Annotated in this window: 19 protein-coding genes; 12 read left to right on the top strand and 7 right to left on the bottom strand. The window is 57.1% G+C overall.

Annotation, left to right across the window (positions count from 1 at the left end; all coding sequences use genetic code 11):
- The first annotated feature begins 30 nt into the window (after positions 1-30).
- Positions 31-939 (top strand): efflux RND transporter periplasmic adaptor subunit, encoded by a 909-nt coding sequence (locus AO726_RS01450; protein ID WP_058066267.1) that lies wholly within the window; start codon positions 31-33, stop codon positions 937-939.
- A gap of 40 nt (positions 940-979) precedes the next feature.
- Here the strand turns inward: AO726_RS01450 and AO726_RS01445 are convergent, their stop codons facing one another.
- From AO726_RS01445 to AO726_RS01435, 3 genes are read right to left on the bottom strand one after another with little or no spacing between them, the layout of a single operon-like run.
- Positions 980-2,593 (bottom strand): arylsulfatase, encoded by a 1,614-nt coding sequence (locus AO726_RS01445; protein ID WP_058066266.1) that lies wholly within the window; start codon positions 2,591-2,593, stop codon positions 980-982.
- A gap of 37 nt (positions 2,594-2,630) precedes the next feature.
- Entirely contained in the window at positions 2,631-3,485 is an 855-nt protein-coding gene (locus tag AO726_RS01440; protein ID WP_152987214.1) for an ABC transporter ATP-binding protein, read from the bottom strand.
- Positions 3,482-5,074, bottom strand: coding sequence for an ABC transporter permease (locus tag AO726_RS01435; RefSeq protein WP_058066265.1), 1,593 nt, complete (start codon positions 5,072-5,074; stop codon positions 3,482-3,484). The genes AO726_RS01440 and AO726_RS01435 overlap by 4 nt, the downstream gene beginning before the upstream one ends.
- A 321-nt stretch (positions 5,075-5,395) precedes the next feature.
- Here AO726_RS01435 and AO726_RS01430 point away from each other — a divergent pair, with 321 nt between their 5' ends.
- Positions 5,396-6,475: an ABC transporter substrate-binding protein gene (locus AO726_RS01430; protein ID WP_058066264.1), complete on the top strand. Its 1,080-nt coding sequence runs from the start codon at positions 5,396-5,398 to the stop codon at positions 6,473-6,475.
- A gap of 83 nt (positions 6,476-6,558) precedes the next feature.
- On the opposite strand, the gene AO726_RS01425 is transcribed toward AO726_RS01430, so the two are convergent.
- Positions 6,559-7,482, bottom strand: a complete 924-nt coding sequence (locus tag AO726_RS01425) for a LysR family transcriptional regulator (protein ID WP_058066263.1) — start codon at positions 7,480-7,482, stop codon at positions 6,559-6,561.
- A gap of 358 nt (positions 7,483-7,840) precedes the next feature.
- Here AO726_RS01425 and AO726_RS01420 point away from each other — a divergent pair, with 358 nt between their 5' ends.
- The 6 genes from AO726_RS01420 to AO726_RS01395 all read left to right on the top strand — a co-directional run bounded on the left by AO726_RS01420 (position 7,841) and on the right by AO726_RS01395 (position 14,510).
- Positions 7,841-10,267 (top strand): TonB-dependent receptor, encoded by a 2,427-nt coding sequence (locus AO726_RS01420; protein WP_342633106.1) that lies wholly within the window; start codon positions 7,841-7,843, stop codon positions 10,265-10,267.
- Positions 10,268-10,291: 24 nt separating this feature from the next.
- Positions 10,292-11,188: a TauD/TfdA dioxygenase family protein gene (locus tag AO726_RS01415; protein ID WP_058066261.1), complete on the top strand. Its 897-nt coding sequence runs from the start codon at positions 10,292-10,294 to the stop codon at positions 11,186-11,188.
- A 62-nt stretch (positions 11,189-11,250) separates the two neighbouring features.
- Positions 11,251-12,144, top strand: a complete 894-nt coding sequence (locus AO726_RS01410; protein WP_058066260.1) for a TauD/TfdA dioxygenase family protein — start codon at positions 11,251-11,253, stop codon at positions 12,142-12,144.
- Positions 12,145-12,507: 363 nt separating this feature from the next.
- Positions 12,508-13,293, top strand: a complete 786-nt coding sequence (locus AO726_RS01405) for an energy transducer TonB (RefSeq protein WP_058066259.1) — start codon at positions 12,508-12,510, stop codon at positions 13,291-13,293.
- An 88-nt stretch (positions 13,294-13,381) separates the two neighbouring features.
- A complete protein-coding gene (locus AO726_RS01400; protein WP_058066258.1) occupies positions 13,382-14,107 on the top strand; it encodes a MotA/TolQ/ExbB proton channel family protein in 726 nt (241 codons plus the stop codon).
- 1 nt (position 14,108) lies between these two features.
- On the top strand, positions 14,109-14,510 hold the full coding sequence (locus AO726_RS01395; RefSeq protein WP_058066257.1) for an ExbD/TolR family protein: 402 nt from the start codon (positions 14,109-14,111) through the stop codon (positions 14,508-14,510).
- A 57-nt stretch (positions 14,511-14,567) separates the two neighbouring features.
- Here the strand turns inward: AO726_RS01395 and AO726_RS01390 are convergent, their stop codons facing one another.
- The gene (locus tag AO726_RS01390; protein ID WP_058066256.1) at positions 14,568-15,734 is read right to left on the bottom strand and encodes an MFS transporter; all 1,167 of its coding nucleotides are present in this window, start codon (positions 15,732-15,734) and stop codon (positions 14,568-14,570) included.
- A gap of 254 nt (positions 15,735-15,988) precedes the next feature.
- Between AO726_RS01390 and AO726_RS01385 the strand changes: the two genes are divergently transcribed.
- Both AO726_RS01385 and epsC read left to right on the top strand, forming a co-directional pair.
- Positions 15,989-16,501, top strand: coding sequence for a rhodanese-like domain-containing protein (locus AO726_RS01385; RefSeq protein ID WP_058066255.1), 513 nt, complete (start codon positions 15,989-15,991; stop codon positions 16,499-16,501).
- A gap of 78 nt (positions 16,502-16,579) precedes the next feature.
- Complete coding sequence (gene epsC, locus AO726_RS01380) at positions 16,580-17,539, top strand: serine O-acetyltransferase EpsC (RefSeq protein ID WP_058066254.1); 960 nt, start codon at positions 16,580-16,582, stop codon at positions 17,537-17,539.
- 257 nt (positions 17,540-17,796) lie between these two features.
- Here epsC and AO726_RS01375 read toward each other — a convergent pair whose 3' ends face one another.
- Both AO726_RS01375 and AO726_RS01370 read right to left on the bottom strand, forming a co-directional pair.
- The gene (locus tag AO726_RS01375) at positions 17,797-19,380 is read right to left on the bottom strand and encodes a rhodanese-related sulfurtransferase (RefSeq protein ID WP_058066253.1); all 1,584 of its coding nucleotides are present in this window, start codon (positions 19,378-19,380) and stop codon (positions 17,797-17,799) included.
- Positions 19,377-19,982: a cysteine dioxygenase family protein gene (locus AO726_RS01370; RefSeq protein WP_058066252.1), complete on the bottom strand. Its 606-nt coding sequence runs from the start codon at positions 19,980-19,982 to the stop codon at positions 19,377-19,379. The genes AO726_RS01375 and AO726_RS01370 overlap by 4 nt, the downstream gene beginning before the upstream one ends.
- A 208-nt stretch (positions 19,983-20,190) precedes the next feature.
- Between AO726_RS01370 and AO726_RS01365 the strand changes: the two genes are divergently transcribed.
- Positions 20,191-21,093: a LysR family transcriptional regulator gene (locus AO726_RS01365; RefSeq protein WP_058066251.1), complete on the top strand. Its 903-nt coding sequence runs from the start codon at positions 20,191-20,193 to the stop codon at positions 21,091-21,093.
- A gap of 269 nt (positions 21,094-21,362) precedes the next feature.
- The gene (locus AO726_RS01360; RefSeq protein ID WP_058066250.1) at positions 21,363-22,313 is read left to right on the top strand and encodes a hypothetical protein; all 951 of its coding nucleotides are present in this window, start codon (positions 21,363-21,365) and stop codon (positions 22,311-22,313) included.
- The last annotated feature ends 281 nt before the right edge of the window (positions 22,314-22,594 follow it).

Genomic DNA, 22,594 nt, shown 5'->3' with positions numbered 1-22,594 from the left:
TTTCATCTGTTTGAGTAAGAGGGATTTTCATTGCAGAGCTTTATTCGTGTGACCGTAACCTTGGTGGTTGTGGCTGTCGCATTGTTCGCCGGGCACTGGATCTGGCAGCACTATATGTATTCACCCTGGACCCGTGATGCGCGTATCCGTGCAGATGTGGTGACGATTGCGCCGGATGTTTCGGGGTGGGTGGTCGAACTGAAAGTCGTCGACAATCAGTCCGTCAAAAAAGGCGATGTCCTGATGACGATTGATCGTGATCGCTACAAGGCTGAACTTGAGCAAGCGATGGCGCTTGAGCAGACCCGCAAAGACGAGTTACGCCAGCGCGAGCATCAGGCCAGCCGCCGCCAGCGTCTGGGTGTGGCGGCCATCAGCGCTGAGCAAGTCGACAACGCCAAGCTGGATATGGAAGTCGCACGAGGTGAGTTCCGTCAGGCACAGGCAGCCGTGAAGCTGGCACAGCTGAATCTGCAGCGCAGCGAAGTCCGGGCTCCGCGCTCGGGACATATCACCAACCTGCGTCTGGCCCAAGGCAACTATGTGAATGTCGGCCAGCCGGTAATGGCGCTGGTGGATGAGAGCTCGTTCTACATTCAGGGGTATTTTGAAGAAACCAAATTGCCGCAGATTCGAGAAGGTATGCCTGTCGAGATTTGGTTAATGGGCGGGGATCAGAAGTTGTCCGGCCATGTGGAAAGTATTAGCCGGGGCATTACCGACCGTAACTCATCGCCAGACGGTCAGTTGTTGGCAGATGTTGAGCCGACGTTTAACTGGGTGCGTTTGGCCCAGCGCATACCGGTCCGGATCGCTTTGGACAAGGTGCCACAAGGCGTCCATCTCAGTGCCGGCATGACGGCCAGTGCGCGGATTCTGGGAGAGGATGAAGCAGAGGAAGTCACTCTCACCGGAGAGGTGCAGAAACACCTGTTGTGAGACGCCTGCGGAGTAGCGCCTGGCCGCTCCGCAGGTAGCATTACTTATCCAGTTGAAACGGGGATTGCCCGATGATTACCCCGGTTTCTTCCGAGTACGTTTGCCAGTGAGCTGCCAGTTCCTCAAGGATGTGAGGATGACTCTTGGCTAAATCGTGTACTTCACCGGGGTCTTGGCTCAGGTTGTAGAGCTGCCAACGGGCAGGACCTAACGGTGACGGGATGTAGACGATCTTCCAGTCGCCTTTACGCAACGCACGCATGCCGAACAACTCCCATCCGGTCACACTGCTTGCGTCGTGCACCTCTTTGGTTTCTGCGGACAGATAACCCAGCCAGGATTTGCCGCGTACCGGTGCCACCTCGCGGCCGTTCCAACGATTACCCGGATGACGGACACCCGCCAGATCAAGAATGGTTGGAGTGACATCCATCACTGTGCCGAAGGTATGGCTGATTTGCTTTTGGCGAGCCAGTTTCGGGTAGTGAATCAGCGCCGGGACACGGATGCCGCCCTGGGTGGTAAAGGCCTTGAACAGGCGTGAAGGCGCGGTTGCTGCCTGAGCCCAGCGCGGGCCGTACCAGACATAGGAGTTGGCGCGGCCAATGTTGTCCAGACTGTTGTCGTAATGCTGATCGAGGAAGCTTTTTAAGTTCGGGCCGAATTTCGGGAAGGCTTCCAGCAGAGCACCTTCGGCTCCGTTGTCGGAGAGGAAGAGGATAAAGGTATTGTCCAACTGGCCTTGATCACGCAGGTAATTCACGACGCGGCCGATGTTCCAGTCCAGACGCTCAACCATCGCGGCATACACTTCCATGCTGCGGGCGGATATGGCCCGATCTTCCGGGCTAAGGCGTTCCCACTCTGCTGTCAGTGCCAGCACCGGATGGGGTTCCACGTTACGTTCGATCAGGCCCAGCTCTTTGAGCTTGTTCAGTCGTTCTTCGCGCAAAACAGCTGGCCCCTGGTCATAGCGGCCACGGTATTTGTCGACGATTTCTTTGGGAGCCTGCAACGGCCAATGCGGTGCGGAGAAGGGCAGGTAGGCGAAGAAAGGCCGGCTCTGATCACGCTCTTTGAGGTATTGCAGCAGCTTGTCGCCGAAGGCGTCCGATGAATAAAAGTCCTCGGGCAGTTTGTCGACGAATTTATCGTCCTCGATATACAACGCTGGCGTCGCCTTGAGGATTCGCGGCGTACTGTCGTCGTACGGCGGCTCAAAACCATAGTGGTTGGCAGCGCCAGGCAGCAGGGAGAACGAGCGCTCAAAGCCCCGGGCATGGGGAGCCAGTTCGGTTTTGAGTCCTAAGTGCCATTTACCCGCCATCAATGTCTGGTAGCCGGCTTCACGTAGTAACTCGGGCAGGGCGACGACTCGATCGTTCAGGTAGCCCTCGTAGCCGGGTTTTCCTTGCTGCTCGGGGCTGATGGCTTCGGCCATGCTGCCGATCCCGGCAATATGGTGATCGGTGCCGGTAAGCAGCATTGAGCGTGTGGGAGAGCAGGTCGAGGCTGCGTGAAAGTCGGTCAGGCGCAGACCATTTGTGGCCAGTGCATCCAGGTTTGGCGTGGAGATTTCGCTGCCAAACGCACCGACATCCGAGAAGCCCAGGTCATCAGCCAGAATCACCAGAAAATTGGGACGATTACTCATGTAAACCTCATACAGGTGGGCGCGGCCCGGGAGTTGATCAATAGGCGATGGATGACAGTGGCAGGTCCTGCACGCGTGGCATTGGCGGGCGGTAGTCACCATCTCCGGTCAGTTCGTGCAACAGCTCTTCGCGCAGTTGCAGGAATTCATAGCTGCCGCGATTACGCGGATGTGCCAGGTCTACTTCGACAATGCGCTTGATCCGGCCCGGCCGCGGTGCCAGCACCACAACGCGGTCAGCAAGGAAGATGGCTTCCTCCACATCATGCGTAACCAGCAGCGTAGTGATCCCGGCGCGGGCGCGGATGGCCAGCAGCTCTTCCTGCATCTGTTGGCGGGTCAGGGCGTCGAGCGCGCCGAATGGTTCATCCAGCAGCAAAATACGCGGGCTGGCGACCAGGCCGCGGGCAATCGCCACGCGTTGCGCCATGCCGCCGGAGAGTTGGTGCGGGTAGGCGCGCTGAAAGCCGTCGAGCCCGACCAAATGGATAAATTCATCGACCTTGCGGAAGCGTTCAGCCTGGGTCAGTGGATCATTGATCAAGCCGAGCTTGATGTTCTGTTCCACAGTCAGCCATGGGAACAAGCGGTGCTCCTGAAAGACGATGCCGCGTTCGCTGCCAATGCCGTTGATCTGCTTACCTTCGACTCTGATGTGCCCACCGTACTCGCGGTCCAGTCCTACCAGCAGGCGCAGCAAGGTGGATTTGCCGCAGCCGCTGGAGCCGAGGATGGCAATGGATTCGCCTTCGTCAATGTTCAGGCTGAATTCGCGAATGGCCTCCAGCGAGCCTTCTTCGACGGCAAAGTGCTTGCTGACGCGATCAAAACTGACGATGTTTTTTGCTTCCAAGGGGGATTCGCCCGGCGTGGCGAAGGTCAGGCTGTTCATGCGTTTCTCCAGCGCGAGACGTGCGCTTCAAGACGTTGTCCGAGGGTGTTGAGCAGGGCACCGGTGAGGCCAATCAGCAACATGCTGGCCATGACCTGATCCATGCGGAAAAGCTGTTGTGCGCCGATCATCAGACTGGCGATACCACCGTTGGAGGGCATGAAGTATTCGGCACCGATGGTGCCCAGCCAGGCAAAGATCAGCGCCAGACGCAGGCCTGCAAAGATTGCCGGTGCTGCACCCGGCAAGACCACGCGCAGCAAGTGCTGACGGCGGTCTAGGCGCAGTACCTGGCTGGCTTCGTTGAGCTGTGGCGAAAGGTTGGCAATACCGCGTTGGCTGGCGATCAGCAGTGGGAAAAAGGTAGCCAGGCTGATAAAAGACAACTTGCCGGCTTCACCTAAACCGAACCAAGCCGTGAGCAGCGGTACCCAGGCAAAGATTGCGATTTGCTGCAACGCCGACAAACTGCCGCCAAACAGACGCTCAGCCGGTTTCCACAGCCCCAGCAGCAGACCAAACAGCAAGCCAAGACCGCCGCCGATCAACAGCCCGCCCAGTGCACGTGACAGGCTGCGCAGCATGGCCTCAGCCAGTGAGCCATCACGCAGGCCTTCCCACGTCGCTTGCAGCACGTGCAGCGGTGCCGCGAGAATGTTGCTGTCGACCCAGCGCAACTGCACAGCGCTCTGCCAAATTACCAGTAACGCTAAAGGCAGGAGCCAGGGTTGCACACGCTGCCAGCCCGGCCCGACAGGCTGGCGGTGAAAGGCAGCAGTTGCAGGGTGTGGCCAGTACACCAGCCGCTTATCCAACCAGTTGATCCCGGTGTTAAACAATGCACCGAATATCCCGATCACCAGAATGCAGACAAACACGATGTCCAACATAAACAGCTGACGGCCCCAAACCATCAGGTAGCCGAGTCCTTCACTTGAGGCCAGCAGCTCGGCGGCCAGCAGTGAGGACCAGCCAGTGGCCAGCGCCAGACGCAGGCCAGCCATGAAGGAGGGCAACGCTGCCGGAATGATCAGTCTGAAGACTTGCTGCACGGGGGACAGACGCAGTACCTCGGCTGCTTCGCGCAAGCGCGGCTGAGCATCACGCACGCCTACCAGCGTATGAATAGTGATCGGTACGATGATCGCTTTAATCAGCACCACCAGCTTCAGTGCTTCACCAATGCCGAACAGCAGCATGAACAATGGAATCCATGCCAGCGTCGGGATCTGTGCCAACGCAGCGAAGGTCGGGTAAATCAGCCTTTCCGCCAGTTTGCTGCTTCCGAGTAGGGCACCTAGCAGCAGGCCACTCAACACCCCGCCGGCCAATCCCAGTGCCAGGCGCTGCAGGCTGATGCCCAAGTGCGTCCACAGCTCGTCGCGACCAAGCTCAAGCAAGGTATCCCACACCAGCGCCGGACTTGGTAAAACCTGCTCGCTCATCCAGTGCCAGTGGCTGGCTGCGAGCCATAAGGCAAATAAAAGCGCAGGGACAATCCAGGGCAGGAACCGATCAGGTGAAACGGGCTTGGCCGCACGCAAATGTGCAGTCAGCGTAAGTCGTCCGAGTTGACTCGCTGTGCTCATTTAAAAGCCCTCCAGCGGGCTGTTGGAGGGTGTGATTCGGGCTTATATGAAAAGATGATTATTGGCATATAAAACTTCATATAAATTCATTTGAGCGATAAGAAAGCCCATTTAAAGGAGCTTTTTCTTTTTCCCTCCAATGCCTTTTGTGAATATTTTTTATGCCTCTATCGCATTTGCCGGCCAGCCCGCGTGGTAGGCTTTTTATGCGTTAATTGAATTAAAAAATAATCTTTTATTATTTTATTGACTGGATTTCTTGTGCTTATTGTCAGCCCGTCAAAGCCATCCGGCGTCTTGCAAGCACAAGGAAACCCTTCAATGAATAATCGTTTTGTGCGTGTCTTTGGGGCGTTCGCCGCTCCGGTTTTGGTGGGCCTGCTCACCACTTTTGGTCAACTGGCCCATGCCACTGAGCTGCCCAAGGAAATCAGAATTGCGGTCCCAGACCTTAGCGCGGGAAACAAGCCAACCGGTGGTGGGGTGGTGGACGTGTTGCGTGTGCAGAACATCTTTGAGCAAGAGTTCGCTGCAGACGGCATTAAGGTGCAGTGGAACTTCTTTAAAGGCGCAGGCCCGGTGATTAATGAGGCCCTGGCCAACGACCAGATCGACTTCGCCTATTTGGGCGACCTGGCTGCCATTATCGGCAAGGCCAACGGTCTTGATACGCGCCTGCTGAGCGCCAGTGCACGCAATATCAAATACTATCTTGGCGTTGTTCCGGGCTCTGGTATCAAGACGCTGAGCGACCTCAAAGGCAAGCGCGTTGCGGTTTTCAAAGGCACCGCCAACCAGCTGTCCTTTAACGCAGCGCTGGCGACTGAGGGCCTGAAGGAGCGCGATCTGCAAGTGATCAACCTGGATACCAACGCGGCAGCAGCGGCACTGGCAGCTAAGCAAATTGACGCTACCTGGAGCATCTTCGATCTGATCGCACTTAATAGCCGGGGGCTGGCTGACCTGCCGCTGAGTACAGATGATCTCAATGGTGAGGGGAGTGCGTTAACGGTGTTATTGGGCACTGGCAAGTTTGTCGATCAGTACCCTGAAGTCACGGCACGCCTGCTCAAGGCTCAGCAGAAAGCGGTGAACTGGCTGCGTAATGACGACAACAAAGCGACCTACCTGCAACGGGTGACTGAACGAGCTAATTACCCTGCTGGCCTGCTGGAAAAAAGCTACGGTGACGACAAGTTTGCTGACCTCTTCGATCCGCGACTTGATCAGGCATTCCTCGATCATCTGCAGAAGGGCGTCAACATCGCTGCTGAACAGCGCCTGATCCGTAAGGGCTTCCAAGTGAAGGGCTGGGTGCAGAGCGAGTTTCTTGATGCGGCGCTGAACGATCAGGCAGCCTCAGCAGCAGTGGCTGCAACGCCTGCTCAGGCAAGTCGCTGAAGATTAGACGCTACTGAAAAACGGAGGTGATTGCCTCCGTTTTTGTTTGTTTGGTTAGCGTGTCCAGGTTTTTGGGCGCAGGCCTAAGCAGCCTTACTCTGATCTGCCTCCTGATCCAACTTCACCAGCAATTCAATCATCGCGTTAGCTGCAGGCGACAACCGATAACCAGCGCGGCTGACAATGCCGCAGTGGGCCTTCAGGCTGTCCAGATCAGCAGGCAGATTGCGCAGGTGTAATTGCACGAATTCTCCTTCGTGCAGGTAATCGTTCATGGCTTCCTGTGTGCTCATGGCGATGGTGTTGCTGCTGCGCACCAGCTTCAGCAGCAGAGGCAAGTGCTCGCATTCAATATGCTGATCTAGCTGGGTCTTGCCGCTGAGATTCGCCAGTACTTTATGTATGCCTGCGGGTAGGCGTGCGGCGGCCAGCGGGTAGTCGAACAGATCGTTGGTGGACTGGCTCTCTTTCTCCAGCAGTGGATGGCCGGGGCGGCAGAAGAACAGGCCGCTGCGCGGTCGCAGCAAGCGGATTTGCAAGCTGGGGTCGGACTCGAACTGGCGAACGTCGGCGATAAAAAACTCGATCTCATCCCGGCCCAGGCTTCGGCTCAGGCTCTCCCAATTGTCGACTCTGAGACGTGTATGGATGTGCGGATAGCGCTGCATGAAGTGAAGCAGCGCGTCCGGTACCAGCTTCTCTGACAGCGCCGGACCACAACCAAACTGCAACTCGCCTGCGTCGAGTTTGGTCATCTGGTTGATTTCGTTGGTCAGGTTGCTCGCACCACGCACCAGAGCCAGCGCATGTTGCAGTACGACACGGCCCTCGGGGGTTGGGTGTAAATCTTTACTGCCACGGTCCACCAACTGGCAGCCGAATTCATGCTCAAGGCCTTGGATAGAGCGGCTGAATGCAGGCTGGGTGATACCCATGGCGTCTGCTGCGCGAACAAAACTGCGGTGCTCATTCAGGGCCAGAAAGTAGCGAAGTTGACGTAAATCCATGATGCATTCCTTGCATTGAAAATATAGGGCGAAGGCATTTGCGGCAGCTCAGGTGCTGGTTTTAAATGCAGGCTCTTATTCCGTCAACTTATGTTTTATTAGATATGTAGATCAAAAAGAGATAAGCATATTGCGCTGCTGACAGGGCCATACCATGACCGAACTAACTACCTCTCTACCGCCGATAACCAGCACCACATGCACAGCAATGATGTGCATTTGGATGCGAGTTGAATCAGCCCTTCGCTGATTACCGGATACCCCACTTAACGCTGAATTTGAGAGACATCACCTTCCGGTGGTGCGGCCAACTGCTGCCCGCTTTTGCCTGCGGGAGTCGATAAGAAAGGAATTGCCGATGCGTCTGATCCGAAGATTCGCTGTTGCTCCATTGTCCCGGTCGATTAGCCGGTTGCGCGTACCTGCATCGGATTCCGCGCTGTGCATGGCCTTGCTGCTGTCTGCTCCCGGTGCGGTGCTGGCAGAGAACATCGGTGCACCTGCCGATGTATCTGAGGCTGTCAGTGCGGACGTTAACCCGAACTCTGTCAAAGCCCGTAAGGCCTCGGCTGATGATGTGGCGCTGGGCAAAGTCACCGTGACGGCACGTCGTCGCGCGGAGGATGTTCAGGACGTACCGACGCCAATCACTACGCTCAGTGGTGCCACCCTCGAATCGCAGAAAGTGTATCGCGTGCAGGATCTGCAGCAGGTGCTGCCCAGCGTAAACGTGGCGTACATCCATGCCCGTCAGTCCAGCGTTGCCGTGCGCGGGATCGGCAATAACCCGGCCAGTGATGGTCTTGAAGGCAGCGCCGGGATTTACCTGGATAACGTTTATCTTGGTCGTCCGGGCATGGCGGTGTTTGATCTGCTGGACATTGAGCAGCTGGAGCTGTTGCGCGGTCCGCAAGGCACATTGTTCGGTAAGAACACTACAGCGGGTGTGCTCAATATCAGCACCCGCAAGCCGACCTTTACCCCGGAGCGCAGCTTTGAGGTTTCAGGCGGTGAGGATGGTTATTTCCAGACCAAGGGCACTGTTTCCGGCGGCCTGACCGATACTCTGGCCGGGCGTCTTTCCGCTTATCGCAGCCGTTCAGACGGTTACATCAAAAACACCTACAACGGCCACAAACTCAATGGCGGTGAGCGCGAGGGTGTGCGTGGCCAATTGCTGTTTGAACCCAGTGATGATTTCAGCCTGCGTTGGATCGCCGACTACAACACAGAGGACTCCACCAACGGCACCATGGTGGTCTATGGCGCCCCCCAACTTTACTGGGACCGTGCCGCGCTGGTCGGAGCTTCACCGCACCGTAACCCGGACGATAAGAAGGTAAATCTCGACAGTCGCCAGCATGTCAGCGTGCATCAGGGGGGGACTTCGGTCGAGGCCAACTGGAAGCTGGAGGGTGGCTACAACTTCACCTCTATCAGCGGCTATCGCTTCTGGAACTTCACGCCTGCTAACGACGACTCGCTGGATATATCGGCCATTCGCAACACTGGTTTTGCAGTGCATGACAGGCAGTTTTCTCAGGAGTTTCGACTGGCTTCGCCCACCGGCGGCAAGTTCGATTACGTCCTTGGGGCTTATTACTTCAAGCAAAACCTGGGCAACAAGAACTTTGTAGAGATGGGGCCAGATGCCGATCGCTATCTGCTACCCGCAGGCGTTAATAGCTTCAATGCACTGAACAACATCAGCAGCAAAACCAACGGCAAAGTAAAGACTGACAGTTATGCCTTGTTTGCTCAGGGGACCTGGCATCTGACGGATCGTCTGGACTTCACCGCCGGCGTGCGTGGGACGTACGAGGAGAAGCAGGCACGGGTCAAACGTTTCGCGCCTCAAGGTGGCGCTGATGTGACCGGTGTAGGGCAGATAATTCGGAATAACCAGACCGGTGCCTATGATTCCGGTGACCTGACCCTTCACAACGCCGCTCCTTCCGGGTTGCTCAGCCTGAGCTATCGCTTCACCCCGGATTTGTTGGGTTACGCCTCGTTGTCTCATGGCGAGAAATCCGGCGGGGTCAACTTGGCCGTGGCCAGTGCTCCGGTGCTTGGTGCTGACTCATTACTGGTCGGACCTGAGCGGGCCAACGACGCGGAGTTGGGCTTCAAAAGCAGTTGGTTCGATCAGCGTTTGCTGTTCAACGCCAACTTGTTCTGGACTGGCATCACTGGCTACCAGGCGACAACCTTGACGCTGAACGACAGTTCGCTGCTGCCGGTTTCGGTGTTGGCCAACGCCGGCAGTGTGCGTTCACGTGGTGTGGAGTTTGAGGCCACAGCGCGCCCGATCCGCGGCCTGACGCTGACTGCTAACGGTTCTTTCAACGATGTGACCTACCAATCGTTCAAGAACGCGCCGTGCCCGAGCGAGGTTTCCACTGTGAATCCCAATGCCACCTGCGACCTGACGGGAGAACCTGTAGTCGGGGCATCGCGCTGGATCGGCAACCTCAGCGGTGAGTACAGCTGGAACCTGGATAACGGCCTGCAACCCTATGTGACTGCTGGCTACTCCTACCGCTCGGAGGCGGAGGGCACGCTGGACAACTCCGACCTTTCGAAGATCGACGGTTACGGCTTGCTCAACCTTTCCACCGGCGTGCGTGGTGATCTTGGCGACGGGCAGTTCGACGCTTCTGTCTGGGTCCGCAATGTCACTGACAAGGATTACTACCTGGGCGTATTCGCCTCAACCAACGGTATGTACTCCGCATCTGTAGGCCAGCCCAGGACGGCAGGCATCTCCCTGCGTTACGACTTCTAACTGCATCAACCGAGGAATTACATCATGACCAATCTCGCGCAAAAATTGACTCATGCTCAACTTGAAATCCACCCGGTTGCCGGGCGCATCGGTGCTGAAATCCGTGGCGTGCAGCTATCAGCCGACTTGCCGGCGGATGTTGTTGAGGCCATTCAGGCAGCGTTGGTCGAGCACAAAGTCATCTTCTTCCGTGATCAGCAACTTGATGATCAAAGCCAGGAGGCATTTGCCAGCTTGCTCGGCCAGCCGATTTCACACCCGACCGTACCGGTACGTGAAGGCACGAAATACTTGCTGGAACTCGACGGTGCCAACGGACAGCGCGCCAACTCCTGGCATACCGATGTGACCTTTGTGGATGCCTACCCGAAAGCCTCCATCTTGCGTTCGGTGGTGGCCCCAGCCGCTGGTGGAGACACACTCTGGGCTAATACCGAAACGGCCTACAGCGATTTGCCCGATGAACTGCGTGAGCTGGCAGACAAGCTCTGGGCCGTGCACAGCAACGAGTACGACTACGCCCACGGCAAGCGCAATACAGATCCTGCGGTGCTTGAGGCGTATCGCAAAGTGTTTGCCTCCACCGTCTATGAAACCGAGCACCCGCTGGTGCGTGTACACCCGATCAGTGGCCAGCGCAGCCTGTTGCTGGGGCACTTTGTAAAACGCATCAAAGGTTTTAGCCCGGCTGAGTCGCAAGGTCTGTTCAACATCCTGCAGAGCTATGTGATCCGTCCGGAAAACATCGTGCGTTGGCGCTGGCGGGCAGGTGATGTGGCGATCTGGGATAACCGCGCCACACAGCACTACGCAGTGGATGACTACGGCACTCAGGAGCGCATCGTGCGTCGCGTCACCCTGAGCGGAGAAGTGCCGGTCAGTATTGATGGCAAGCACAGCCGAACCACTAAAAAGCAATAAGCAGACATGCCTGCTGAGTTTTGCTCAGCGGGCACTCAGACAGAATCCCGGAGGTTCTGAGCATGACTTCAGCCGTTACCGCATTGCATCCGCAACAATCTGTATCAAGCTTGCGCATTCAGCCCTTAGCTGCGCCACTGGGTGCCGAAATTCATGGCCTGGATGGTCGCCAAGACCTGACTCCAGAGCAGATTCTCAGCTTGAAGCAGGCGTTGAATGAACACCACATTCTGATCTTTAAAAAACAGCAGCTCGACGATGCTCAGTTTCTGCGTTTTACCTCTTGGTTTGGCTCGGTATTCCAGCCACACCCTGACTTTGCCGTGCTGTCCTCCAACGATGAAGGGCGGGCACCTGAAATCGTAAAAGTCGCCAATACTGGCGACGGCGAGCTGGGCAACTTCGCCATTCCGTCCCACAGCGATCACCAGTGGACGCCGACGCCGTCAGCGGGTTCGTTGTTATACGCACTGGAAGTGCCAGAAGAGGGCGGTGAAACCTTCTTCACCAACCTGGCGCTGGCCTACAGCGCGCTGGATGATGAAACCAAACGGACCATCGATGACCTGCGCCTGATCAACTACAACCCCTTTGTTCGCTTGAAAAACGGCTACAGCGGTGGCTTTGTAACCTACCGCACACCCGATATCGAGCCGATTCAGGGCACTGAGCACCCGCTGGTGCGTACCCATCCCGACAGCGGCAAGCACCTGCTGTTTTTAAGCGTGCACACGGAAGTGGAAATCCCCGGTTACGACCCGGAGCAGGGTAAGGCGCTGATCGCCCGCCTGCGCGAGCACCTGCAAAATCCACGCTTTATCTACACCCACAAATGGGAAGAAGGCGACATCGTTTACTGGGATAACCAGGCCACACTGCATGGCCGTAATGCCTTTCCGGCGACTCAGCGCAGGCGGATGAAACGCATCAGCCTCGCAGGAAGCCGGCCGTTTTAACCCATCAATTGGCTGGATCAAAAGGCGTAAGTGCTTCGGTGCTTCCGCCTTTTTTGTTGGGGGAATGTCCGTGGTTTTTCGCATGAAGCAATGGCTTAGGTGGTGTGAAGCCGGTCTCCAAGGCCTTCACAAACCCCGTCTCAATGCTATAGAGGCATTTTTTTAATGCCCTAAATGCATGGTTTAAAAAAGCCCTTAATAATCAAATAGTTAAAATCTTATATTTCTTAAAGTAATTAATATCTTATTAAAAATTACTTTATGGGCTAAGCCCCTGGGCTAATCATCTACCTCAACGAAGACCACTAGCTCGCTGCTTTGCGGGGAGTAGGGACGATGATTGAGATGTTCAGGAGTTAGCCGATGGGGCCCTTAGTTAAAGCGGAACAGATCAATGATGCATTCTGGCGGCAAGCGCGTAGCCCGGCAGAGGTGCTTGATCTTGGGGTTCCGCTGCGTCAGGCACTGGGGCTGCAACGCATCGGTGTGCGTCAGCGCAACAAACTGCTGAGTCGTCGTGAGGGCATTTTGCTTGGCGTGTTGGCGCTGACGCTGCATGGCGCGGTGTTGTTCTGGCTCAGTCAACGTGAAGAGCCCGTGCTGCCGGAAGTGCCAGCGCAGATTCCTCCCATGACCATCGAGTTTGCCAGTGCGCCGCCACCGCCGGAGCCTGTCGCGCCGGTTGTAGAGCCACCACCGCCACCTCCACCGGTGGTTGATGAACTGGCAGTGAAAAAGCCTGAGCCACCCAAGCCGCAGCCTAAACCTGTGCCCAAACCGCAACCCAAGCCTGAGCCGCCGCAACCGGAGCCCAAGGCTGAAACACCACCTGCACCGCCAGCACCACCTGCACCAGCTCCGGTGAAGGAAACACCCCCTTCAGCCAATGCCGGATACCTGAATAACCCGGCACCGGAGTATCCGGGCCTGGCGCAGCGACGCGGTTGGGAAGGCACGGTGTTGTTGCGGGTGCATGTGTTGGCTAACGGCAAGCCGGGTGAGATTCAGGTTCAAAAAAGTAGCGGTCGTGATGCGTTGGATGAAGCAGCGCTACGGGCGGTGAAGCGTTGGAGTTTTGTGCCGGCCAAACGCGGTGATCAGGCGATTGATGGCTGGGTAACGGTACCGCTGGATTTTCGTCTGGATTGAGACGCCAGCTCATGAACAGAAAGCCTGAGAGGACTCAGGCGTGGAATGTGATAACGGCTGCGGCCAACACTTTGTTAAGGAGTAACCCATGAACCTGCTAGTTGATTCCCCACTGCAATCGGTCGAACACGCCGTTATCTGGTTGCTGATTGGTTTTTCTGTTGTGACGTGGGGGCTGGCCTTGATCAAGGGCATTCAGTTCACTCGACAGCGTCATCAGGACCGCAAGTTCCAGAAGCAATTCTGGGGCGCGACCAGCTTGGACTCTGCCGCTGAGTTGGGCCATAACCCGTCCGGCGCGGTGGCCCATGTGGCGCAGGCAGGCTTCTCTGCGATTCAGGTGCCAGACGCCAGTCAGCCCGGTGATCTGAGCCAGGCCATCAACCATCAGGATCGCCTTGAGCGTGCCCTGCGTCAGCAGATTCAGCGTGAGCGTCGTTCACTGGAGTCCGGCTTGGCGGTGTTGGCTTCGATCGGCTCTACGTCGCCCTTTATCGGCCTGTTTGGCACCGTATGGGGAATCATGGAGGCGCTTAAGGGCATCAGTGCAGCCGGTAATGCCAGCCTAGAAACCGTCGCAGGGCCGATTGGTGCTGCACTGGTAGCCACCGGTGTGGGGATCGCTGTCGCGGTACCGGCCGTGCTGGTTTACAACTACTTTCTGCGTCGCCTGAAACTGACTGCGGCTGATCTGGATGACTTCGCCCATGACTTCTACAGCCTGGCACAGAAGAGTGCCTTCAAGGTGATCGTGCATCCCGGCAGCAAACGTGCTGCTGCGCAAGCCGGTCTGAAAGTGCAGGAGGCGTCCTGATATGGCCTTCTCAACTCAAGACAGCGATGAAGTGCTGAGTGAAATCAACGTCACGCCGCTGGTGGATGTGATGCTGGTGCTACTGGTGGTGTTTATCGTCACCGCGCCGCTTTTGACCAACTCGATTCCGATCAATCTGCCGAAAACTGAGGCTGTTGCTCCGGCCGATCAGAAAGACCCGCTGGTGGTCAGCATCGACAGTGAAGGCCAGTTCTTCATCAATAAAGATCAAATTCAGCCCGAGCAGCTGGAAAGCAGCCTGATTAACGCCAAAGCGAGCGATGCGGAGATTAAGGTACAGCTGCAGGCGGATGACCAAGTCGGCTACGGCGTTGTCGCCAAAGCCATGGCATCCATCGAGCGGGCAGGTATCACGAAGCTGGCAGTCATTACTGCACGTTGAGTGGTTTTAAGGCCGCTCTCTTTAGCAGGGGGAGAGCGGCCTTATTTTTAAGTAGATCTATTTACCTTGCGCTGCATGCAGCCGCGGCAACGTCCAGGCTACTGCGATGGTCAGGGCCAACAGCAGAATGCCAAAGACCGGCAAGTGCGGCAGCCCCAGCTGGGTGCTCAGCCACAACCCGCCAAACCAAGCACCGGCAGCATTACCCATATTGAACGCTGCATGGCTGAGGGTGGCTGCGAGGCCTGCCGATTCGCCAGCCTGTTCCACCAGAATCACCTGCAACGGCGCGGAAATGGCGAAGCTGGCCATGCCCCACAGCAGCAGGCTGGCCAGCACCATCAGGCTGCTGTCAGGGAACAGGAATAAACCAAGCAGCGCAATGATGCTGCCAGCTTGCGCCAGCGGCACCGGATGACGGATACCCTTATCCGCCAGGCGGCCACCCAGCAGATTGCCCAAGGTCAGGCCAATGCCGACTAGCAGCAGTGCCCAGTTGGTTTTCTCCGCACTGAAGCCACTGACTTCCCGCAGCAACGGGCTGATGTAGGTAAATACAGCAAACAGCGCCACCGAAGACAGGCAGCACACCAGCAGTGCATGCAGCACCGGACGCTGCATGATGCCTTGCCAGCTGCCGCCCTCGCTGCGTGTCGGTTTTGGCGTTGCAGGTAGCCACATGTACTGCGCAATAAAGGCCAGCAGACCGATCCCGGCAACCACAAAGAAGGTTACGCGCCAGTTGGTGCTTTGTCCCAGCCAGGCACCCAGCGGCACGCCAAGCACGTTGGCGATAGTCAGACCAGTGATAACCAGCGCCATGGCCGAAGCACGCCGGTGCGGTGGTGCCAGATCACGGGCCAACAGGGTTGCACAGCCAAAGAAACCAGCGTGGCTGATGGCGGTCAGCAGGCGCGCCGCAACCAACCATTTGTAATCCGGGGCCAGGGCGCAGGCGAGGTTGCCGATGGTGTAGGCCAGCATCAGCAGGATCACCGCTTTACGCCGGGCGATGCGGTCCAGCAGTGGGCCGAGCAGGGGCGCGCCAATTACTACGCCCAGGGCATAGGCAGTGACCAGAAGGCCCGCGTCTGCCAGGGAAACATTTAGATCCGCTGCCAGCTCGGGCAGTAAGCCCATGATGATGAATTCGCTGCTACCGACAACGAAGCCCCCCATTGCTAGTGCGAACAGGGGAATGGAAAGGATTCTTGCAACTGACATCTGAGGAAGGCCTGACACGGAAGGAGCGCGCATTTTAGGCGCTTTGCGTGACGGATGGTGCGCAAGTTAAACGGAAAGTTGAGGGCTGATCCGGTTGTCAGATTGTCAGAACCGATGAGGGCGTGGTCGAGTCCTATTATCGCTGACAGCTATTTCCGTAAAATTTTTAGTTATTTTTTAGTTATATCGTACTCGCTGTAGAGTGGCTCAGTTGGGGGAGCCTATCGCTTTGCGAGTGTGGCAAGGAATACACAATGGATACCCGTTACCCCTCACAGGAAGAGATGAAACGCCCAGTCAGCATCCGTGAAGTGCTGAATCTTTCACAACAGGCGTTATTCGAGCAGGCTTATTTGCGTGCCCGGTTGTTGGAGTCATCGTATGCCGGGAGCCTGTACCCACCGGAAGCTTGGTTGCTGGCGGAGGAGGGCTCCTTGCTTCTGGTCGATGTACGCTCGCGTGAAGAGTTACAAGCGATTGGCCGCGTGCCGGGTGCTATGCACATTGCCTGGCAGACTGGCGTGAATATGATTCACAATTCACACTTTATTCAGGAGCTGGATACCCTCGCCGGACGCGAGACAGCAATCGGCCTGATCTGCAGTAGTGGATATCGCTCCGCCGCTGCAGCAGCGACAGCATCCGAGGCAGGCTTTAGCCGGGTCTTTAATGTGCTGGAAGGGGTCGAAGGCTGTCGGGATGCGCAATACCAGCAAAGTAAACATGGCGGTTGGCGATTCTGGCAGCTGCCATGGCTTCAGGATTGACCGGGACAACTGGTCACGTCTTTCCACTCATACGCGTTGAAACGCGCTGTGCCACAAGCTGGCGCGTCAGGAAATAGCATGTCTGAGATGCAAAAAGGCCCCCAAGACGGGCAAAGCGCAGCCTTGCCGGTTAACTGGCAGCTGGATCAAATTGTTGAACAGTTACGGGCCGTTCGCGCCGAGTGGCGCAGCAGTACCGGACGGGCAAAAGAATTGGGTGGCCGCGAGCTGCCATCTCCCGGTGCGATCGCGCAAATCATCAAGGATCTGACCGGAGCCTTGTTTCCCATGCGTCTTGGTCCGCATGAGTTGCGTGAAGAAAGCGAAGATTTCTACGTCGGCCATACCCTGGATACAGCGCTGAACAATTTGCTGGCTCAGGTGCGTTTGGAGCTGCGCTACATCGCCCGTCTGCGCGGCGAAACCGGGCAGGACATAGAGCAACGCGCCGTGCAGATCGTGCGCGAGTTTGCTGCCGGTCTGCCGGAGCTGCGCCGCAGCCTCGATCTGGATGTGATCGCCGCCTATAACGGCGATCCGGCTGCGCGCACGGTGGATGAAGTGCTGCTGTGCTACCCCGGCATCATTGCCGTGATTCATCACCGTATCGCCCACTATCTATACAAGGCTGAGTTGACCTTGCTGGCGCGGATCATCTCCGAGCTGGCGCACTCGGCCACTGGGATTGATATCCATCCGGGCGCGCAGATCGGCAAGAGCTTCTTTATCGACCACGGCACCGGCGTGGTGATCGGCGAGACCGCGATCATTGGCGACCATGTGCGGATTTATCAGGCGGTGACGCTGGGTGCGAAACGCTTCACCTCCGATGAAAACGGCAACCTGCATAAAGGCGAGCCGCGCCATCCGATTGTTGAGGATGATGTGGTGATCTACGCCGGTGCGACCATTCTCGGCCGCATCACCATCGGCAAAGGCTCCGTGATTGGCGGTAACGTCTGGCTGACCCGCAGCGTACCGGCCGGTAGCAACATCAGCCAGGCCAACGCGCAGCAGTGCGATAACGTCATTTCCTGATGATGAATAGGCCGATAAGGCGCTATGCGGCCTTATCGGCCCAAACGTGAACGGCGCTCGCATAGGGCGGATGGACGCTGCCATCCGCCATGGCCTTTATCTCCGCCGGATTTCTTGCGTGTTGTGCAAGGCGTGAAAACGCTGGTGGATAAGCCGCTGTGCGGCCTTATCGCACCCTCATGAACGACGCTCGCGTAGGGTGGATGGACGAAGCCATCCACCGTGGTTCTCAATGTCGCGACAGGCTTTGACCTGATTCAAATCACGTAAAACCCGTGCGTGCCATCGCGGCCCAATTGTTCGACCAAACCGAACTCCCAGTCCAGATAACCCTGCATGGCTTCACGCGGGTTGTCTGTGCCTTCATACGGACGGCGATAGCGATCCGTGCGCGGTACGGCCAGGCGCTGTTCACCTGCTTCCACTGGCAGACCAGCCGCAACCCAGGCCGCCGTTCCGCCTTCTAATACGACTACTGGCTTGCCGGTCAGCTCTTGCAGTTCTGCGACAACAAACCGAGCCAGCAGGCTGCTGCCGCAGGTCAGCACATAGCGCTCAGCCACTGGAATTTTTTCCAGGGCTTGCGGCAATTGCGAACGCAACGCCCACCAGGCTCCGGGAATATGCCGGGCAACGTGGTTGGCGCTGGTGGTGAAGTCCAGCAGCTGCGTATTGCCTTCACTCAACCATGTATTGAGGGTAGCCGGGCTGACGGCTTGCGGCTGTGGCTGCTCAGGCAGCGGTGCAGGCCAAGCGCCGCGCGCGGTCAGATCAGCGTCACTGAGACCATCCAGCACGTAGACATCCCAACCCATTTGCGCCAGCCAGGAGGCGCTCATGTTGGCGCGTACGCCGTCGGTATCTGCCAGCACAATGCGCGCACCGCGCACGCTGGCGAAGTGATCGGTTTCCTGCACCAGTTGGCCGCCCGGTGTTGAGCGGGAACCGGGCAGATGAGCAGCTTCATATTCTTCCGGCGTGCGCACGTCGAACAGATAAGTAGTGCGATTGCTTTCAGCCTGCCAGCGCTTCAGGTCATCAAGCGTGGCGCGGCCCACGCGGGCTTTGTCGGCCACGGCACGGGCGGATGCAGCGGCACTTGCGCGGGTCTCTTCGCTGACCTCACTGAAGCGGCGCGACTGGCCGTGTTCAAGCTGTTGCCCGGCCAGCGTCCAGCCGATGGTGCCGTTACGCAGAGCCGAAATCGGGTTCGGCAGACCGGCGTTTACCAGCGACTGGGTGCCGATAATGCTGCGTGTGCGGCCTGCGCAATTGACGATAATCCGGGTGCTTGGGTTGGGTGCCAGCTCGCGGGCACGCAACACCAGCTCAGCCCCCGGCACACTGATGCCGGTGGGGATGCTCATGGTCTGGTATTCATCAAAGCGGCGGGCATCCAGCACCACAACATCAGCCTTAGCATCCAGTAGCGCTTTGACTTCTTCTGCAGCCAGCGAGGGCGTGTGACGCACGCTTTCGACCAGCTCGCCAAAGGCTTTGCTCGGCACGTTCACATCGCGGAACAGCTCGCCGCCAGCCTCACGCCAACCGCTGAGGCCACCTTCAAGCAGCGCCACATCGGTGTAACCGAGTTTGGCCAGCCGTTTTGTGGCTTCTACTGCCAGCCCCTCGCCATCGTCATAGACCGTAACGCGGGTATCGCGACGCGGCACGCGGGCATAAATCTCAAGCTCCAGCCGGGACAGCGAAATGTTCGCGGCAAATAGCGGGTGCTCTTCAGCGAAGGGCGCTTCTTCACGCACATCAATCAGGGCCAGTTCTTCTTTATTCAGCAAAGCCTGACGAATGCTGGCGTAGGAGCGGGTGGCAATTTGGCTCATGCAAGGCTCTCTTTGGACAGGTCCCATAAATTGGGAAGGAGGAGGTTGGAATAACCGGAGATAAAGGTTTTTTCGCTGCCGTCTTCGGCATACACCGCACGCCGTACCGCGCCGATATTGCCGCCGTAGACGTGAATGCTGATGGAGGTCTGATCGCTGAAGGCGTTACTCACCTGATGGATATCGCCGACGTTGGGCGACACCGCCTCCACATGGCCTGGCTCTAGGCGAATGGCCGGTCCATCAGGTTGCAGGCTGCCATCGGCTTGACGGCTGAAGTTCTGCGACAGCTCGGCCCCGCGTAGCATTCCGATCAGGCCCCATACACGATGATCGTGCACCGGCGTTTGCTGCCCCGGCCCCCAGACAAAACTCACCACCGAGAAGCGCTGGCGCGAGTCGCAGTGCAGCAGGTATTGCTGATAGCGTTGCGGATCGGGCTGGGCGAATTCGGCAGGCAGCCAGTCATCATGGCTGACCAGTTGGCGCAGCAGGTCAGCACCTTGCTCAAGGATGGCCGGTTCTTCAGGCTGTTGATCCAGCAGGCTGGCCAGACCATCAATAAAGGTGCGCAGACGGTGCAGGTTCAAAGGTGTGCTCATTGTAATTTTCCAGTGCCAATGGCCAGATAAAGTTGATGTTGAAAGTCGGGGCTTAATGCTTAGCTACCTGAGACGCCGGGTAAATTGCACTTTAAGGCCGGTTCGACAACGACTCGCTGGCATTGGATGTTTGCGAGGTGCACACGGTAGCAATTCGCTTATAATCAGCAAAATTCAATTTATTCATAAGCTAATATGCGAAAGTAGAATGAAGATAGATGACATCGATGCCTTCGTAGCCGTTATCCGCCTGCAATCCCTCAGCCACGCGGCTGAAGCCCTGCAACTGACGCAATCGGCAATCACCCGTCGCTTGCAGAATCTGGAAGAGTCGCTCGGTGTCGAATTGCTGGACCGCAACACCAAACCGCTCAAACCAACTCCTATGGGCCTGCGTGTGTACGAGCAGTGTTGCGCCATACAGCGTGAAGTGGATGCGCTGCGCGAACTGGTCACCAGCGACGCGATGCCCACCGGCTCACTGCGCCTGGGCGTACCGCAAACCGTCGGCGATACGCTGCTGCTGGAAGCCCTGCAGCGCTTGCAAAACACCTACCCGGACTTACACGTGCAAGTCTCCAACGGTTGGGGTAGTGGATTGCTCAAGCGTCTGGAAAACGGCGAGTTGGATGCCGTCGCTGCATTGTTCCCGGCAGGCAAAGTGTTCCCCGAAGGGCTGCACGGTCAGTCACTGGCGCGCATGGGCCTGGTTGTGGTTGCGCCCAAAGGCACGGCGAGCAAACGCAGCTACAAACTGGCGGACTGCCAGAGCCACGGCTGGGTCCTCAACCCGGACGGCTGCGGCTTCCGCGCCGGCCTGCAACGGGCGCTGGCGGAGCAGGGCATGAACCTGTCAGTGAATCTGGAAATCTTCGGCACCGACCTGCAACTGGGCTTGGTCGCCAACGGCATGGGCCTTGGCCTTGTGCCCGAACCGCTGCTGGAAGGCAGCCGCCACCGCGACCAACTGGAAGTGCTCAACGTCAGCGACTTCAAACCCATGATCGACCTGTGGCTGGTCCGCGCCGCATTTGTCGGTAACCTGCAAGGCGCCATCGGCCTGTTTGGTGAAGTGATCAGTGAGCGCCTAGGTGACGCGCGCAAAGCCTGACCGGCGGCGAGCGTAGGGTGGCGTAAGCCCGCACAGCGGGTTACCCACCGTGGTTTCTTCATTCGGCATCTTTGTCAGGCCTATGCTACGGCCCTCAAACACCGTCCTGATTTTCTCCGTATGTGACAGCGTGCCCCGGTTTACGCCAGCTTGGGTGGCTAGTCCGGGCTGCGGACTGTGGTAGAGAATCGGGTGTGGCATTAAGCCATCTTGCGTGGTATTTCAGCAGCTACTCATCGCGATACTGAAGTGATCAGCAGGGGAGCCGCATGCAGGCAATCAGCGACAAGATCAGGCATTACCGTAAGACGTTTCGTTCATTACTCTTCTATGCGCGTGGAACCCTTGTTTTTTGGCTGTGCGTTACATTGATGGGGCTGATTGTTGGTGTAGTCGCCTTAGATGTTTATCTGGGCATCGCCAGCGATGTTGACCTATTAAGTGGCTGGCAGGTGACTGTTCTATATATCTGTGAGCTGTTCATAGCTCCGGGAGTTGTACAGGCCTATTTCATGGGCGCGCAGCGGCGCTATCAGTTGTTTCACCCTCAGGCGGCTCAACCACGCTTTCGGGTTGCCCATCGTCATTTCGATCAGCAAAAACTGGCTTACCTGCGCCGTACCTTTGAGCACCCGGGGGACATTCGGGATCTGGCCAAAGCACTGGTGAAGGAGTGGGAGTGGTTACAGTCTCTGAGGGTGCGAGCTCAGGAGCCCATGTGGCGCAAAACGATGGGCTTTTTCCACTTGCCCACTGCCGGTAATTTTGCAACTTATATGGCTGGTTTGGTCGCGATAATTGCCGCTATCGTGATCGCAAATATGGATGCTGAGTTCATATTTGGATCATTCGAGCAGTTCATCAGCGATACCTGGGACTTGATCTTTGCCATGTGGGTCAACCTGATTCCGCTTGTGGTGCTGATCATTTTTCCCGCTGCAACTCTTGTGTCAGCAGTCAAGTACCTTACTGAGCGCTTGTTGGAGTGTCTGGATGATCAATATCTCAGCCAAGCCGGTTTTTACCGCTTTATCACTGAGCTGCTTGAACTACCTGATCGGCGCCACCGGGATCTAATGAGCAGAACGCGAGGTTGGGCCTACTGGTCCATCCTTCTACTTATGGCCCCACTTGAAGACGTGCCGCGAGTCTGGCGCAGAATCAAACGAGTGAAGCGCCTCGCTAAGCACAAGGCCTTGTGCGCCCATATTCCAGCATGAGCTGCACACTCTCGTAGGAGCGGTTTCAACCGCGAATAGGTATCTGCTCAACACGCCAGCAAACCGTGCCAGTAGCTTTCACGGCTAAAGCCGTTCCCACAAAACTGCGGCCATGCTTCGGGCATGTCGGTATATCCATACCTCTGTGCTTCATTTGGCGCATTTCGTATCTGCTTAAAATGCGCAGTTAGCAATATAAATAAAAATATGAATGCTGTTTTTGCATATTAGGTTATGCCGAAATTGAATTTCACAGCCGTCATTCCTCGCATTACTTTTAT

Origin of the sequence: Pseudomonas sp. TTU2014-080ASC, from assembly GCF_001446935.1 — a bacterium.
Classification (GTDB): Bacteria; Pseudomonadota; Gammaproteobacteria; order Pseudomonadales; family Pseudomonadaceae; genus Aquipseudomonas.
This window is presented reverse-complemented; position numbering and strand designations above follow the sequence as displayed.